The organism is Clostridium sp. CM042, from assembly GCF_055080995.1.
In genome coordinates this window covers 1,936,071-1,951,332 of record NZ_CM143646.1, presented here as the reverse complement: position 1 = coordinate 1,951,332, position 15,262 = coordinate 1,936,071, and the positions used below count along the sequence as shown (strand labels likewise).

The window sequence follows — 15,262 nt, the reverse complement described above, 5'->3', positions numbered from 1 at the left end:
TTGCAAAAACATTCTGAGAACTTTATTGACTTTTATTTTATAGAATGGTAATATAATGAAATGATTCAGAAAAATAGAAAACATTTATAGGATGAAATTAAACTTCAAAATCTTGACTTTACCATGGGAGGCAAATTATATGATAAGAATTGATGCTAAAGGAAAAACTTGTCCCGTGCCAGTTATAGAAGCTATAAACGCGCTTAAAGCAGTTGAAAAAGATGAAACCATATTAGTTATTGTAGATAATGAAATGGCTAAGAAAAATTTAGAAAAAATGGCCAAGGAAATGGGATATGAATGGGATTCTAAAACTATTAATGAATATCATCATGAGGTTAAAATTATAAAAGGATTAGGTTCAGATGAACCTGTTAAAGGGTTAGAAAATGAGAAAAAGGAAAGCACATTAGTTGTTATATCTTCTGATAAAATGGGAGAAGGGAATGATGAATTAGGACAAGTTCTAATTAAAGGTTTTATTTATGCTTTGGCAGAAGCAGAACAAACCCCATCTACTATTGTTTTCTATAATGGAGGGGTAAAACTTCCAACTAAACAATCTTCAGTGTTAGATAGCTTGCAAAAATTAGAAAGTTTGGGAGTGGAAATTTTATCTTGCGGAACATGTTTAAATTATTATAAGTTAGAAGATGAGCTGTCTGTTGGACAAATTACAAATATGTATAACATTGTTGAAAAAATGAATGCTGCTCATAAAATTATTAAGCCTTAGATTATAAGGCTTTTTTTTATTTTCTCTGTTAAGTAATTTTTTTATATATTAATTAATATGATATTGGTAGTAGTAAAAAAATAAATGTAAAATAACACGAAAATAGAATATGAGCTATGTCCAAGCTATTAGAAAATTAGGTGCAGAGACTATAGTAATACATTTAAACTATGATTGAGGCACATTCAAATAAATAACAAAAAATATAGATGAATAGAAGGAGGGTTTTCTATGAATTTAGATTTTAAAAAAGTATTAAAGAAAGCGGAAGAATACAAAGGCGACATATCAAGGTTTCTTCGCGACATGATTGCTATTCCTAGTGAGAGCTGCGATGAACGTAGAGTTGTTGAGAGAATAAAAGAGGAAATGCAGAAAGTAGGATTTGATAAGGTAGACATAGATAATATGGGAAACATAATAGGAACTATAGGGCATGGTAAACATGTTATTGCTATTGATGCACATGTAGATACAGTAGGGATAGGAGATAAGGAACTATGGCAGTATGACCCATACAAAGGCTATGAAGACATGGAAGTAATCGTAGGACGTGGTGGAAGTGACCAAAAGGGTGGTATGGCTTCTATGGTTTATGCTGGGAAAATTATTAAAGACTTAAACTTACAAGGTGACTATACTCTGCTTATTACAGGTACGCTACAAAAACAGGAATGTGAAGGGCTTTGTTGGCAGTACATGATAAATGAAGATAAGATTCAGCCCGAATTTGTTGTGATTACAGAACCTACCTCCTGCAATATATATAGAGGGCACAGAGGAAGAATGGAGATAAAAGTAATTACTCATGGTTTGAGTTGTCATGGCAGCACAACAGAGCGAGAAGAAAATGCTATTTATAAAATGGCACCTTTTTTAGATGATTTGAAAGAGCTTAATGAAAGATTACATTATGATGATTTTTTGGGGAAAGGAACTTTAACTGTTTCTGAGGTGTTTTTTACTTCTTCATCAAGAAGTGCGATGGAAGACAGTTGCACTATATCAATAGATAGGAGATTAACCAATGGAGAAACGTATGATGATGCCCTAGAGCAAATAAGAAATCTTCCATCAGTGGAAGATATGAAAGCTGAGGTTTCTATGTATGATTACGAAAAACCTTCCTATAAGGGAGTTGTTTACCCAGCAGCTGCTTATTTTCAAGCTTGGGTAATAGATGAGGACCATCCAGTTTGCGAAACATTAGTAGTCGGCTATAGAGGTTTATTTAATGAGGAGCCTGTAGTTGACAAAGGGACACTTTCTACAAATGGGGTTTCTATCATGGGTAGATATGATATACCTTGTATTGGATTTGGGCCAGGGCATGAAGAAGAGGCACATTCTCCAAATGAAAGAACTTGGAAAAGTGAGTTAGTAAAGGCAGCAGCTATGTATGCAGTTATTCCTAGTTTATATGTAAGCAGAGAGGAATTTTAAATAGAGATTAATTAGGTACAGGCGACATATATATGTCGCCTGTACCTAATTAACATAAAAAAATAAAATTGTAAAAACTAAATATTATTTCCGGCTTTTTAAAGGCGGATAATACTGCATATATCACTATAATTCAATATTTTCAAATACTCCCTTACCCAAGAATATTATAAAACTGCTAAATATAAGATTATAGCTGATAAACGTGGTGTAGGCTATGAGCATTCCTTTAGAACTATATAATGCTATCAGAAGAACTATACCAGGTGCTAGTATTAAAAGTAAGATTGCAATTCTTATAAGAGATGTAAATACTATGTTATTACCACTGCCTAAAATTCTTCTAGTAAGGATTCCACCATAGACGAAAAGAGAACCTATTGATACAAATGCTATTATATTAAGAAGAATAAGAATGATACTACTTTTAAATAATATTCCTGTTATTGCAAACACTATAGTTCCATCAATAAGGTTTTTAAGGTTATCAACTACAGTTGCATAGATAACCTTCTTAAAGGCATGGTCTGGCAATGTGTAAATATATGGGTTTGATATATCTTTTTGCCACTTACTAGCAAAGGTGAAAAATAATTGAAGATATATCATGCCACCTAAGACTATTTTTAAATCTTTTATAGGGCTAAATAATCCAGCAGTTATCGCTATAACTGCGTAAATAATAGACACTATATTTATCAATGCAAAACCAGTCTTTTTATACTCTAATATTTGTCTCCAAAATATAGCAGAGGCAAACTTTCCTTTTTTAGTGTACTGAACTTTTCTTATTTTAGTTTTTTTACCCGTTTGTACAAATACTCGCTCACCTCGACGCGTGGCGGAGATAGCTGTTTCTTTTAATTCAGTTGAAGCTAAAACATCTTCATAATAGTCAAGTTCCATAGAGTAAATTAAATAACTGCAAAGGCCTCCAGACGCAACAATCAGAGCTATATAAACAAATAATATTGGATGTATGCCATTCATTGAAGACATTATAATTGATCTTATCCAACCGTATACAGGAATATAAGCAATGGCAGGACTATTTAGCAATGACATAATAGCCTTAGCTGGTGACCTAGATATATATAATTCTACAAAGTACGCTATAATTAGAGATACTCCTAAAAATTTAAAAGTGTTTCTTAACATAATCTTATTTTTTTCACATTTAGAAGCTATTGAATATAATAATATCTTTAGTATTGAGTTAAAAATGAGCATAATGAATAATCCAAAGATAATTACTATAATTCCATAGGGCTTGATATTACTAAAACGATAAAGGTTAGGTCCTTGAAATAAAATAAAAAATACCGCTATAAATGAAGTATATATTTGTTTTAAAAATCCATATACTAAAACTTTCTGAGGACTAGTAGGAGATGTAAATACTAAATTTATGTCTGCACCTCTAAAAAAAGTGGCCCCATTATTTATTGAGGAATAGAGGTCCGGTGCGGTGAACAGTAAAATAATAATTACTACAATAGTAGTGTACAACGCCGGATCTAAAATCTTTTGTTCGCTGCTATTACTGCTGCCAAAAATAAAAGTTAGTGACAAAAGTATAAGAACTATAATATAGGCAATTAGCTTTGCTGGCTTTCGCTTTAGTTCTAATAAAAAATTTCTTATAGATTTTTTTATTATATAAAATAATGGCTTCATAAGTCATCCTCAGTTACATCAAAGAAGAGTTCTTCCAAGGTCTCATTCCTATTCATAAGCTCTTGCTTTGTACCAGAGAGAACTATATTTCCGTTTTTCATTACCAATACCTTGTCCCAGAAATCATCAACGCTATCTATTATGTGGGTACTTATTATAATAGCCGAACCTTTTTCTTTGAGCTCTTTTATTGCTTTCTTTAGCTCTTTTATTGCTTTAGGATCTAAGCCCATTAAAGGCTCATCAAATAATACTACCTTAGGATTTATTATTAAGGCGCAGCAAATACTTACCTTTTGCATCATACCCTTGGATAGCTCTTTTCCAAGCTTATTTCTTTTATCACTTAAATCAAATCTTTTAAGTAATTCTTCAGCTTTTTCCTTATAGTCATTTATACCATAAGCGGCGGCCATGTATTCTATATGCTCATAAACTGTGAGCAAATCAAACATAGCTGGAACTTCTGGAACATAGGAAAATAACTTTTTTGCCTCAACACTCTTATTTTTGTGACCATAAATTTCAACATATCCATCATATTTTAATAGTCCAGCAATGCATTTTATTGTGGTGCTTTTTCCAGCACCATTTGGGCCTAAAAGAATAGCAATTTCACCTTCATTTACTTGAAAGCTAATATTGTTTACAACTAATTCCTTAGAATATTTTTTACTTAGGTTTTGTACAGTAAGCATATGTTCATCTCCTTAAATAGGTAAAATCACCATAATTATAACAAAACAGTTATCTTTAGGCAAGGTCTGTATTTAAGTAGAAAGAACCATCCTAAATTTAATATCTAGGATGGTTCTAATTTATTGTGAAATATATTTGATTTAGATCCAAAGGTGGTTCAAATATTCTTGGGGTTAATTGCAAGAATATTAATTTATAATGGTAGCGTTAGCATACCCTTGAGTTACATAGTTGTTATTACTATTTTAACCCCAACAAGTGCTAGAACTAAGGCGACAACACACAGAGTAATTAAAATAGAAGTATTTTCCGACATTTCAGACACATTTTCGTTTTCAGGTTTCATAATTATTTGTCTCCATTTCAGCAATTATTGGCCATACTATAAATCTCAATCTAATACTGGTATGATGTAAATTCTTATTAGCTATATTTTGCGTGTCTTGTTTTATACTATCGTTGCAGCAACATATTCCTATATAAATTAATACTACTAAATAAGTGTTGCATTTAAGTGTCAATATTGTTAACAATTTATAACCATAATATTATATCACAAAATGGGTAAACTATATAATGCATTGGATATGTGCAGTGTATTTTGTACATTAGAAGGGAGAATATTTATGAATAAAAATGATTTAGAAGAAATAAAAAAAATGAATAAACAATCGGAATCAAATAAAGGTGTTAGCGGTGCTTCAAACGGCGATGTGACTAGTATGTATAATATGTCCAACATGACTAGTGGCCCTAGTGATGCTACTCCAGAAGAAAAGCAACAATTAAATGAACGTTCAGAAGCATCTAAAGGTACTACTAAAAAATAATTTTAAGGCAGGATAATCCTGCCTTAAAATCATTTTTTAGTATAGATTATATTATATGTCTATCAACACCATATCCGTACCTAAAGCAATCGACAACACTCGAACTTTTATCTGCAACAATAACATCCCATAAGTCTTCCGTACTTGTACCTATAGCTCTTCCTGCAACTCCTGCACTATAACAAGAAGCAGTATTAATAAAATTCCATCCCAAATCAATAGGTTTATTATTATTATCAGTGTGAGTGTGTCCATAGACATAACATAGTATTTTTCTTGGACCTTGGCTCATGAAGTTTCCATTTACTGTAACACCATAATCGCCTGTAGTAGTTCCTGTAAATGTTAAGCCCTTCATAAATGCTTTCAACAATCCTTCAACTAGATTACCGTTATATGGATCATATCCATTAAACATTAAATCTGTATCTCTTGTAGCCATGTGGGATAGTACTACAACTGACCAATCGTTTTTTTCTAATGTATTAAGTGCTTCACTTTGTAGCCACTGTACTTGTCTTGCTCCATATCCCCAAAAGTTTTGTCCGTGCCATTTCATAGTGCCATCATCATTTATAATTATTGGATAGTCTGTTGAATCCAGGCATATCACTCTAATTTTCTTATCATAAAAATCCTTATAATAATAAAGACTCATACTATCGCATGTATCATGTATTTCTCCGTTCATAAAAGGTCTAATCATTCTGTTGAACCATTCTTTTTTAGTTATTATACTAGATAAAATAGGATTAACAGGTGCAACAACATTATAACTATTATCATCATGGTTTCCATGAAGTATAAGTACTGGTATTTTAGACTCTTTTAAAGTCTTAGTAAGTTCGCTTAATTTCCCTTTAGGATTTTCTTTATCTGGATAAACACCGGAATGTAAATCACCACCTATAGCAATAAAATCCAATATTCCATATTTTTGAATATCTACGATTGATTTTAAATGTCTTTGAATTTGGTCATAATAACTTAAATAATCATCAGCATGAAGGTCTGTTGCAAAAGCAAATTGTATTGTATCATTTGTACTAATATCAACTACTTTCTTTTGTGTTTCTTGAATATCATTGATTGCATATTGTTGTAATCCTCCCGTAAGTGGAGCGTTCTGTTGCAAATTATCAATATATTGTTGATTATATATATCTAGTAAAAGACCTGTAGTTGCCTTCCCTGAAACATTAAGAAGTAATAAAGTGTGTATAATACAATTATATTGATCTCTTGTTACTATTTTAACTTTTCTAGATTTATGATCTATAACAAGTGCTTCTAAATCTCTTAACAAAAGACAATCTGATATATTAGATGGTGAAGTTATAAATCTTGCTTTATCATTTAACTCGATTCTAGTTGTTTCAAAACTTATATCTTTGTTTGTGTATTTTGCATATTGTGTACCTCTGATGTGAATATATTGAGTGAATTTAATGTATATATTTCCATGGTTTATTCTTTCTTGTTCAAATACGGTTATTTTACCTGTATTAGGAGTGGTATAAATATGGGTATACGAGTCACCATTAATTGAAGCTATTGACATAATATCAGTCCTCCATTTATTTATAAAATAAAAGCACTTCTATTATTGATATGCTTGATAATTAAAATTAAGCATTATTTATTCATAGGGCTACACTTTTCTAATTTCTCAACAAATAATGTTGCAATCCTAGATAGATTTTTTTCATGAACTAAATAAGAGAAAAATCTATTGTATTTTGTTTTGGTAGGTATAATTTTAAGTTCATTGTTAATAGCGGCCTCAGTTACTACTAAAGATGAAATAAAAGTTACACCTAAATTGTTTTTAACAGCTTCTTTAATGGAGTAATTACTTCCGAGAATAATGAAATTTTTTGGAGATATGCCTTCTGTATTTAAAAATATATTTAGATATTCACCAGTGCCAGAACCTTCTTCTCTATGCATCCAAGTTTGATTTGACAAACAGGTTTTAAGTCCAATATTTTGGTCATAGGTAAAGGAATTTGGAGTTACAAGAACCATTGTATCTTTATAAAAATTTTTGAAAGTATAGTTATGCACAGGGACGCTGCCTTCAATTAAAGCAATATCAATATCATAGTTTATAAATTTTTCATAAATATTATGGGTATTTTCAATAGCAACTTCTAGTTTTATGTTTGGGAACTCTTTAATAAAATCTCCTAGTATTGAGGGCAGTAAAAATTCACCTATAGTCATGCTTGCGCCAATCTTTAAAGTGCCAGAGGTGGAATTATGATAATTGTTAAGTTCTTCTTTTGTGTCATCTATTAGGGAGATTATTTGTTTAGCTTTTTTGTACAACATTTCTCCAGTTTGTGTAATTAATATACTTCTCTGTTTATTTGATCTTTCTATTAGTCTTGTATTGAAGTGTTTTTCTAAAATTACAACATGTAAGCTTACGCTAGGCTGAGATATGTTGATGCTCTTCGCAGCCTTTGTGAAACTTTTTTTATCTACAACAGCAATAAAAGTTTTTAATTCCTCAATCAAAATTATCACCTACCTATCAGAAATATTAATAAGTATTATATAAAATCTGTATTATACTTATTGGTTAAAAAACAGTATACTATAGTCATAATAATGTTGCAATAGGAAAGGATTGATATAGATGAAAACTTTAAATAAAATTCTTCTTGGGGAAGTTGAGGGTTTTAGAGCGCTTGGACATAAATTTTTAAATGGGGAAACAAGTAAAATGGACTTTAAAGGCGCCTCAGGTGGTATGGGCGTGTATGCCGAGCGTAGTGGCAAGAAATTTATGATAAGATTTAGAATACCATCAGGAATAGCTTCTATAAAAGATCTTAAATTAATATATGAATTTGCACAAAGATATAAATTAGATAGTATACATCTAACTACTCGTCAGGCAATACAACTACATGGAATTACTATTGATGAAGTTTGTGATTCAATGGAAGAAGGTATAAAGAAAGGGTTATATTCAAGGGGATCCGGCGGTAATTTTCCTAGAAATGTGTCAGTCTCACCGCTATCTGGAGTAGAGGAAAAAGATGTGTTTGATGTCTCACCTTATGCAACTGCTGTAGGCGACCATTTTTTAAGTAAGATATATACATATAAACTTCCAAGAAAATTTAAAGTTGCATTTTCAAGTAATGAAAAAGATGAGGCACATGTAACTGCTACTGATTTGGGATTTTTAGCGGTTAAAGAAAATGGAACGGAATATTTTAAAGTATATTTAGGTGGTGGAATGGGGAACAATTCAAAACTCTCTGCGAAGAGAGAACAGTTAATTAAGCCAGAAGATATTTTATATCATGTTGAAGCAATAACAGATCTTTTTATTAATGAAGGCGACCACATTAACAAAGGAAGAGCTCGCGTAAGATATATTATGGAAAGAATGGGCGAGGAGAAATTTGTGAACTGCTATAATAGTTATTTGGAAAAAGTTAAGACTAGAGAAAATTTAAAAATCAAGGTAGAAACCAAAATCTACGACAAAGTTGGAATTGAAACCTCGATGCGAAGTCCAAGACTATTTACTCAAAAACAAAAGGGATTATACAGTGTGTATGTACATCCAATAGGTGGGCAATTAAAAAGTGAGCATTTGAAACTAATAATAGATAAAATAGAAGTCATGAATGAAGTAGAGATAAGACTAGCTATGTCAGAGGGGTTATACATTAGAAATTTGAATGGGAAAGAAGCTGAAATATTTCTTGAGCTAACAGATAAAATGGGCGGAAATACTTCACTGGAATGTTCTATTGCTTGTATAGGAGTTCCTACTTGTCAGATGGGGATTTTAGAAAGTCAGCATACTTTAAGGGAAATACTAAGCTATTTTAAAGAAAATAATTTAACAAAAGATATATTGCCTCGTGTTCATATATCAGGATGTCCTAATTCTTGTTCTGTACACGAAATAGGAACAATTGGGTTTTGCGGTAAAAAGAAAAAGGTTCAAGATGAGCTTATAAATGTATTCGAATTACATTTTGGGGGAGAGCTTGGGATAGGTAAAACAAAGCTAGGTAAATATTACGGTGATGTTAAGCAAGCTGAGGTACCAAAATTTTTATTTGAACTTGCGAGTGCTGCATCTAATGATAATAAAGGCTTCACTAGTTGGGCTGAAAAAAATGCATATGAGGTTAATGAAATTATAAATAAATATATAGTATAGGGATTTATTCCTATACTGATATTTATTTGTGGAGATAATATTAACAATGAGGTAATATGGATGATTGCTATCTTTTTTGTTAGAAAAGTGGTTAATTAAGATGTAACGGTTGGAAGTAAGTGTTGTTTATGATAATAGAGTTTTGATTAGAAAAAGTAAGTATATGATAGAGTTTGATATTAATTATATTATGATTATCGTTTACTAAGTACTAGCCTTCTATGGGTTGCTTTTGACCGCTAGTTAAAAAAATGGTATACCTAAGAAGACTAGTTGATATAATTGTGAAGAAAGTAACTAATTACTAGTAAATTATATTAATATTTAATTAAGGGGTGATAAATTTTGATTACTGATAAATTATTTTAAAAAACTTTATTGAAAAATATGTTTTCTGATCCATTTGAAATTAAGTTTTGGGATGGGAGTCTTATTATTTGCTAAAGGTGTAAATAATGATTTACCTCTGACAAGAGATTACATTTATAAATAGGTAAAAATTTTATAATCTTTAATAAGAAAAGTACATAAATAGATTTTTGAATTATGTGCATGACAACATTTTATAATAAGTAGGTGAAATAATGAAGTACTTAAGACAATTAATGATTATTTTGATTCCATATATTGTTGGAACTATATTACAAATTATATTCAAATTGCCAATTCCGGGGGCGGTTATTGGACTTATTTTACTGTTTTTGGGGCTGCAAATAGGAATAGTTAAGATTGAAATGATAGAAGAAGTTTGTGAGTTCCTTCTATCAAATATGTCTTTTTTCTTTATTCCCGCTGGAGTAGGTCTAATGACAGCATTTGGTGTATTAAAAGGAAAATGGATACCATTTATAATTATAGTTGTTCTTTCCACATGTTTAGTTTGGATTGTAACAGCGCTCGTAGTCAAATTTTTAAGGAAAGGACGTTTATATGAATGATTTAATTACTTCACCAGTTTTTGGTGTAATAATATCCCTTATTGCTTATGAAATTGGGATTTACATAAAGAAGAAAGGGAAACTTTCAATTTTCAATCCACTATTGATAGCCATTATTATATTAATATTTTTTTTGACAAAGCTACATATTAAATATGAAGACTATAATAATGGAGGTAAAATAATTTCATTTTTTTTATATCCTGCTACAGTGTCATTAGCTTTGCCGATGTATAAGAAATTCTCTTTATTTAAAAAAAATGCTATTCCAATACTTATAGGAATTTTCAGTGGTGCTATTTCTGGTATTGTATGTGTAGTATTTCTTTCTAAATTATTTGGGATTTCCAATGTACTTATTGAATCTTTAATACCTAAGTCTATAACAACGCCTATAGGAATAGCGTTGTCAAATCAATTAGGTGGACTTTCATCAATTACAGTTGTAGCTATAATAATGACAGGTGTTGTAGGCTCAATTGTAGGACCGTTTTTATATAAAATTTTTAAAGTTAATGATAAAGTTGCCCTAGGAATTGCCATGGGAGCATCTTCTCATGCACTGGGAACAGCAAGGGCTATGGAAATAGGAGAAACAGAGGGAGCGATGAGTGGTATAACTATGGCTATTTCAGGAATTGTAGCTGTCCTTTTATATCCTCTTTTATGGAATATGTTTCTTGCGTTCTTAAAATAATTTCTTGAAATACGCTATATTTTGGATTCGATCAAATTAAGTTTATATATATAGTGTATGTATGATTAAGGAGGTTTTTTCATTATGAAAAAAAATGAGATTATAGGTCCACTAAATAAATTAATTGATTCAATAGACAATTTATTATCTGATGAAAAGGAGCAAAAACTAAGGAGTAAGTTGGGAAAAGAAATACGCAAATGTATTTTTACAGATGATATAGTTAAAAAACTTAATGAAAGCGATTTTTCAGGATTGGTTGCGCAAGAAGAAGAAATACAGGTACTTTTTTCTATGATATTTCCTGTTTTCATTGAGAAAGAAGATGTTATATTTAGGTTGTATAAGCATAAAATTGAAGTCGATTTATCAGATGAAATGAGTGATAGATATATTTACATATTTTCAGATGGGAGACTTACATCAGGTTTGTTTAAATGTTTCAAGCTTTATGATGATGAATATATTTATGGAATAAAAAAGATAATAAATATTATTCCAAGTCTTAGAGAAACTATAAAAGAGGAACTAGTAAATCTGGATAAAAGTGAAAAATTTAATAAACAAAAAATGGGCAATTTTAAGAACAGAGAAATAGTAGCTAAAAAGAATTTTAATGAATTAATAGATAGCTTAAATAAGTTTAAGTAATGCGTAGAATTAAAGAAATTGCGATGCTGCAATATTAAAGACTTCAGTAGGAGATTTATACTCCCACTGAAGTTTTCTTTTAATTTTTCTCTAACTACTTAACTAGAGTGGATATAGATACGTTGTTATGTATGCTTTTCAAATCAAAATATATAAATGAAAAAACAAGATATATAATTAATAAAATGATATAAGGTTGTCTGTAGTATAAAAAGCAAACCATAAGGACATAATTTAGAAGCAATTACTCTGAAGGGAATGATGACCTTATGGTATTCAATAAAGTAGAAATATGTGGTGTAGATACTTCGAAATTACCTGTACTAAAAGAAAAGGAAATGAAAGAGCTACTATTTAGGATACAAAATGGCGAGTATGAGTGTAGAGAAAAATTTATTAAAGGAAACTTAAGATTGGTTTTAAGTGTGATAAAGCACTTTAATAATCGAGGAGAAAACGTAGATGATTTATTTCAAGTTGGCTGTATTGGTTTAATGAAGTCCATTGATAATTTTGATCTAAGTCTAAATGTTAGATTTTCAACATATGCAGTTCCTATGATTATTGGGGAAATAAGAAGATATTTAAGAGATAATAACTCAATAAGGGTTAGTAGATCATTAAGGGATATTGCATATAAAGCATTACAAGTTAGAGACAGATTGGTGAATAAAGACAATAAAGAGCCTACTGTAACTGAAATAGCAAAAGAATTAGAATTACCAAGGGAAGACGTAGTGTTTGCTTTAGATGCTATACAAAATCCTGTATCTTTATTTGAACCAATTTATCACGCTGGTGGAGATGAAATTTATGTAATGGATCAAATAAGTGACACAAAAAATTTAGATGATAATTGGCTTGAAAATATATCAATTAAAGAGGCAATGAAAAAATTAAATGTTAGAGAAAAGTTAATCTTAAATTTAAGGTTCTTCGATGGAAGAACTCAAATGGAAGTAGCAGGTGAGATAGGTATATCCCAAGCACAAGTTTCTAGACTGGAAAAAACTGCATTAAAGCACATGAGAAAGTATGTATAGGGTCCCCTAGTGGGTCCCTTTTTTTTATTGTAGCATTTATTTCAGAATACAGTATAATGTATTATTTTGTGAAAATTTGAAAAATATTATCTTTTTGCAACTAAAGTAGTTGATTTTTTGTAATAATAAGCTTATTATGTATTGAGACATGCGTGAAAGAATTATAAAAATTAAATAATAAAATATAGGGTTAATTAAGATTAATTAAAAGGGAATCAGGTTAAAATCCTGAACTATCTCGTAGCTGTAATAGATGAATTTAAGTGCATTATGCCACTCGTAAACGGGGAAGGCGTACTTAAATAATGATTCTTGAGTCAGAATACCGGCCTATATTTTTGCACTAAAAACTCTACGAGTGATAGAGAAGGCTTTATAATGAAAATTTGTTTGTTGATTTTATATGATTAAGCATATTTTTGAATCGTTTCCTTCTAACGCTTTAGTTAGAAGGCTTTTTGTTTTGTAGACAGGCCTATATTATGAACTGTCAAAACGGGTCTATAACATCATTAGGCAGAATATCATCGTTTTGGCCTGTTGCGTCAATGCAATTAGAGTTAAATTATCTGGACTTGGAGTTTTAAATCAGATTGTCTGTGTCATTGTTTACTATGCTTCATCCGTTAATTATTCTGAATTATTCCAGAATGCTGCCATGGGGTAAAAATTTAAAGGAGATGTTAAATGGGCAAAATTGATTTTTATGCTTATACTTCTAAAATCAGACACTGGAATGCTACTTTTAAAGTATCTCTTTCTGCTGCGATACTGATTCTTTGTATTGTGTTGGAAAACCCCTATGTATCCGTTGTGGTCATTATTGCAATGGCCTACCTGACTATTGTAAAAGGAGAGCTTCCAGTAAACGAATACTTGTCAATACTGGCGATTCCAATCATCTTTATCCTCCTTGGCACTTTTACAATTGCTATTGATTTTTCAAAGCAGCCGATGGGGCAGTATAACATGTATCTTGGCTTCTGCTATGTGTTTACTTCCCAGGCAAAGCTTAAGGAAGTGGCATTTTTGATTCTGAAGGTTTTTGCAGCTATCAGTGCCCTACAGATGATGACACTGTCGACTCCATCTTCCGAGATTATCTATGTGCTTCGAAAGGCACATGTGCCAAAGATTATTGTAGAGCTGATGAACCTCATTTATCGTTACATTTTCATTTTAATGGATGTCTATACTAAAATGAAAAATTCTGCAGAATCCCGTCAGGGCTACTGTGATTTTAAAACTTCCTGCTATACATTTGGAAGCATTGCAAGCAATATGCTGGTTATTTCGTTGAAAAAGGCAAACGCTTATTATGATGCCATGGAGGCTAGAGGCTATGATGGAGATCTTATATTTTTGGATGAAGATAAAAAGGTAGAGACAATACAGATAGCCTCTGCAGTAGCATTTATAATTTTTTTGATTCTGATATGGGGCGTTACAAGATAGAAAGGAGCTATTATGGGGAAATCAATATTAAAGGTCGAAGATCTATACTACGTCTACGGAAATGGCAAGTCTGCATTGGACGGCGTAAGTGTGGATATCTATGAAGGTGAGAAAATCGCCGTCATTGGTTCCAATGGATCTGGAAAATCTACATTTTTCTTGAACATAAACGGTGTATTTACACCTGAACAGGGAAAAATAATTTACCGGGGTACTATCGTTAATAAAAAGAATTTAAAAGGACTTCGAAAAAATATCGGAATTGTATTTCAAGATGCGGACAATCAAATAATCGCATCTACAGTTAGGGCAGAAGTTGGATTCGGGCCGATGAATTTAAAGCTTCCAAAAGAGGAAGTACTCAAGCGAGTTGAGGAATCACTAGCATACATGAACATATCAGATTTCAAGGATCGTCCGCCACACTATTTGAGTGGCGGTGAAAAGAAGCGCGTCACCATTGCGGGCATCATTGCTATGAAACCAGAAATCATTATCTTTGATGAACCGACTGCATCACTGGACCCTTTAAATGCACTGATGTTAGAAGAAGTTTTGGCCAAGCTTGGTTCAGAGGGCAAGACAATGCTCATTTCCACCCATGATGTAGATTTCGCATACCGATGGGCTAAGCGAATCCTTGTATTCTGCCAAGGGAAAATTATCGCTGATGGAACACCTTTAGAGATTTTTCAAAACACAGAAATTTTGAAACAGGCAAATCTAAAACAGCCAACCGTGCTGGAAATCTATGAATTACTTGTAGAAAAACATCTGTTGGAAGATACTAAAGCCTATCCGAAAAGTACGCAAGAGTTCAAGGAAATGTTTGAAAAATAGTTGGATTTTCTAGGCGTTTTAGCTTAGATTAATATAAATTAAAAACAATAGAGGAGGA

General features: G+C 31.4%; 15 protein-coding genes and 1 riboswitch. Of the genes, 10 read left to right on the top strand and 5 right to left on the bottom strand.

The features are described from left to right. Positions 1-139 precede the first annotated feature (139 nt). Positions 140-736, top strand: coding sequence for a sulfurtransferase-like selenium metabolism protein YedF (yedF, locus tag ACWJJ7_RS09220; RefSeq protein WP_462961859.1), 597 nt, complete (start codon positions 140-142; stop codon positions 734-736). A 231-nt stretch (positions 737-967) separates the two neighbouring features. Further along, a complete protein-coding gene (locus tag ACWJJ7_RS09215) occupies positions 968-2,179 on the top strand; it encodes a YgeY family selenium metabolism-linked hydrolase (RefSeq protein WP_462961858.1) in 1,212 nt (403 codons plus the stop codon). 126 nt (positions 2,180-2,305) lie between these two features. Here the strand turns inward: ACWJJ7_RS09215 and ACWJJ7_RS09210 are convergent, their stop codons facing one another. From ACWJJ7_RS09210 to ACWJJ7_RS09200, 3 genes are all read right to left on the bottom strand, one after another. Further along, positions 2,306-3,856, bottom strand: coding sequence for a putative ABC exporter domain-containing protein (locus ACWJJ7_RS09210; protein ID WP_462961857.1), 1,551 nt, complete (start codon positions 3,854-3,856; stop codon positions 2,306-2,308). Beyond that, positions 3,853-4,554, bottom strand: a complete 702-nt coding sequence (locus ACWJJ7_RS09205) for an ABC transporter ATP-binding protein (protein ID WP_462961856.1) — start codon at positions 4,552-4,554, stop codon at positions 3,853-3,855. Before ACWJJ7_RS09205 ends, ACWJJ7_RS09210 begins: the two co-directional genes overlap by 4 nt. Positions 4,555-4,778: 224 nt before the next feature. Beyond that, entirely contained in the window at positions 4,779-4,901 is a 123-nt protein-coding gene (locus ACWJJ7_RS09200) for a hypothetical protein (protein WP_263492332.1), read from the bottom strand. Positions 4,902-5,181: 280 nt separating this feature from the next. On the opposite strand from ACWJJ7_RS09200, the gene ACWJJ7_RS09195 reads away from it, so the two are divergent. Further along, positions 5,182-5,385: a hypothetical protein gene (locus ACWJJ7_RS09195; protein ID WP_462961855.1), complete on the top strand. Its 204-nt coding sequence runs from the start codon at positions 5,182-5,184 to the stop codon at positions 5,383-5,385. Positions 5,386-5,431: 46 nt separating this feature from the next. Here ACWJJ7_RS09195 and ACWJJ7_RS09190 read toward each other — a convergent pair whose 3' ends face one another. Further along, positions 5,432-6,946, bottom strand: a complete 1,515-nt coding sequence (locus tag ACWJJ7_RS09190) for a metallophosphoesterase family protein (RefSeq protein WP_462961854.1) — start codon at positions 6,944-6,946, stop codon at positions 5,432-5,434. A gap of 74 nt (positions 6,947-7,020) precedes the next feature. Continuing rightward, the gene (locus ACWJJ7_RS09185; protein WP_462961853.1) at positions 7,021-7,908 is read right to left on the bottom strand and encodes a LysR substrate-binding domain-containing protein; all 888 of its coding nucleotides are present in this window, start codon (positions 7,906-7,908) and stop codon (positions 7,021-7,023) included. 121 nt (positions 7,909-8,029) lie between these two features. On the opposite strand from ACWJJ7_RS09185, the gene ACWJJ7_RS09180 reads away from it, so the two are divergent. The 7 genes from ACWJJ7_RS09180 (at position 8,030) to ACWJJ7_RS09150 (ending at position 15,204) form a co-directional block, all read left to right on the top strand. Beyond that, positions 8,030-9,580 carry a nitrite/sulfite reductase gene (locus ACWJJ7_RS09180; protein WP_462961852.1) on the top strand — a complete coding sequence of 517 codons (1,551 nt, stop codon included), beginning with the start codon at positions 8,030-8,032 and terminating at the stop codon, positions 9,578-9,580. A 584-nt stretch (positions 9,581-10,164) separates the two neighbouring features. Further along, positions 10,165-10,518, top strand: a complete 354-nt coding sequence (locus tag ACWJJ7_RS09175) for a CidA/LrgA family protein (protein ID WP_462961851.1) — start codon at positions 10,165-10,167, stop codon at positions 10,516-10,518. Next, the gene (locus tag ACWJJ7_RS09170; RefSeq protein ID WP_462961850.1) at positions 10,511-11,215 is read left to right on the top strand and encodes an LrgB family protein; all 705 of its coding nucleotides are present in this window, start codon (positions 10,511-10,513) and stop codon (positions 11,213-11,215) included. Before ACWJJ7_RS09175 ends, ACWJJ7_RS09170 begins: the two co-directional genes overlap by 8 nt. An 84-nt stretch (positions 11,216-11,299) precedes the next feature. Then, positions 11,300-11,866, top strand: a complete 567-nt coding sequence (locus tag ACWJJ7_RS09165) for a hypothetical protein (protein ID WP_462961849.1) — start codon at positions 11,300-11,302, stop codon at positions 11,864-11,866. A 269-nt stretch (positions 11,867-12,135) separates the two neighbouring features. After that, complete coding sequence (gene sigG / locus ACWJJ7_RS09160) at positions 12,136-12,909, top strand: RNA polymerase sporulation sigma factor SigG (protein WP_462961848.1); 774 nt, start codon at positions 12,136-12,138, stop codon at positions 12,907-12,909. A gap of 169 nt (positions 12,910-13,078) precedes the next feature. Then, a riboswitch (cobalamin riboswitch) is annotated at positions 13,079-13,257 on the top strand. Positions 13,258-13,596: 339 nt separating this feature from the next. Then, the gene (gene cbiQ / locus ACWJJ7_RS09155) at positions 13,597-14,364 is read left to right on the top strand and encodes a cobalt ECF transporter T component CbiQ (RefSeq protein ID WP_462961847.1); all 768 of its coding nucleotides are present in this window, start codon (positions 13,597-13,599) and stop codon (positions 14,362-14,364) included. Positions 14,365-14,376: 12 nt separating this feature from the next. Beyond that, positions 14,377-15,204, top strand: a complete 828-nt coding sequence (locus tag ACWJJ7_RS09150; protein ID WP_462961846.1) for an energy-coupling factor ABC transporter ATP-binding protein — start codon at positions 14,377-14,379, stop codon at positions 15,202-15,204. Positions 15,205-15,262 lie beyond the last annotated feature (58 nt).

Bases quoted from the DNA above. Each gene is read 5' to 3' on its own strand.
- yedF (WP_462961859.1), top strand. From the start codon at position 140: ATGATAAGAATTGATGCTAAAGGAAAAACTTGTCCCGTGCCAGTTATA.
- ACWJJ7_RS09215 (WP_462961858.1), top strand. From the start codon at position 968: ATGAATTTAGATTTTAAAAAAGTATTAAAGAAAGCGGAAGAATACAAA.
- ACWJJ7_RS09210 (WP_462961857.1), bottom strand. From the start codon at position 3,856: ATGAAGCCATTATTTTATATAATAAAAAAATCTATAAGAAATTTTTTA.
- ACWJJ7_RS09205 (WP_462961856.1), bottom strand. From the start codon at position 4,554: ATGCTTACTGTACAAAACCTAAGTAAAAAATATTCTAAGGAATTAGTT.
- ACWJJ7_RS09200 (WP_263492332.1), bottom strand. From the start codon at position 4,901: ATGAAACCTGAAAACGAAAATGTGTCTGAAATGTCGGAAAATACTTCT.
- ACWJJ7_RS09195 (WP_462961855.1), top strand. From the start codon at position 5,182: ATGAATAAAAATGATTTAGAAGAAATAAAAAAAATGAATAAACAATCG.
- ACWJJ7_RS09190 (WP_462961854.1), bottom strand. From the start codon at position 6,946: ATGTCAATAGCTTCAATTAATGGTGACTCGTATACCCATATTTATACC.
- ACWJJ7_RS09180 (WP_462961852.1), top strand. From the start codon at position 8,030: ATGAAAACTTTAAATAAAATTCTTCTTGGGGAAGTTGAGGGTTTTAGA.
- ACWJJ7_RS09175 (WP_462961851.1), top strand. From the start codon at position 10,165: ATGAAGTACTTAAGACAATTAATGATTATTTTGATTCCATATATTGTT.
- ACWJJ7_RS09170 (WP_462961850.1), top strand. From the start codon at position 10,511: ATGAATGATTTAATTACTTCACCAGTTTTTGGTGTAATAATATCCCTT.
- ACWJJ7_RS09165 (WP_462961849.1), top strand. From the start codon at position 11,300: ATGAAAAAAAATGAGATTATAGGTCCACTAAATAAATTAATTGATTCA.
- sigG (WP_462961848.1), top strand. From the start codon at position 12,136: ATGGTATTCAATAAAGTAGAAATATGTGGTGTAGATACTTCGAAATTA.
- cbiQ (WP_462961847.1), top strand. From the start codon at position 13,597: ATGGGCAAAATTGATTTTTATGCTTATACTTCTAAAATCAGACACTGG.
- ACWJJ7_RS09150 (WP_462961846.1), top strand. From the start codon at position 14,377: ATGGGGAAATCAATATTAAAGGTCGAAGATCTATACTACGTCTACGGA.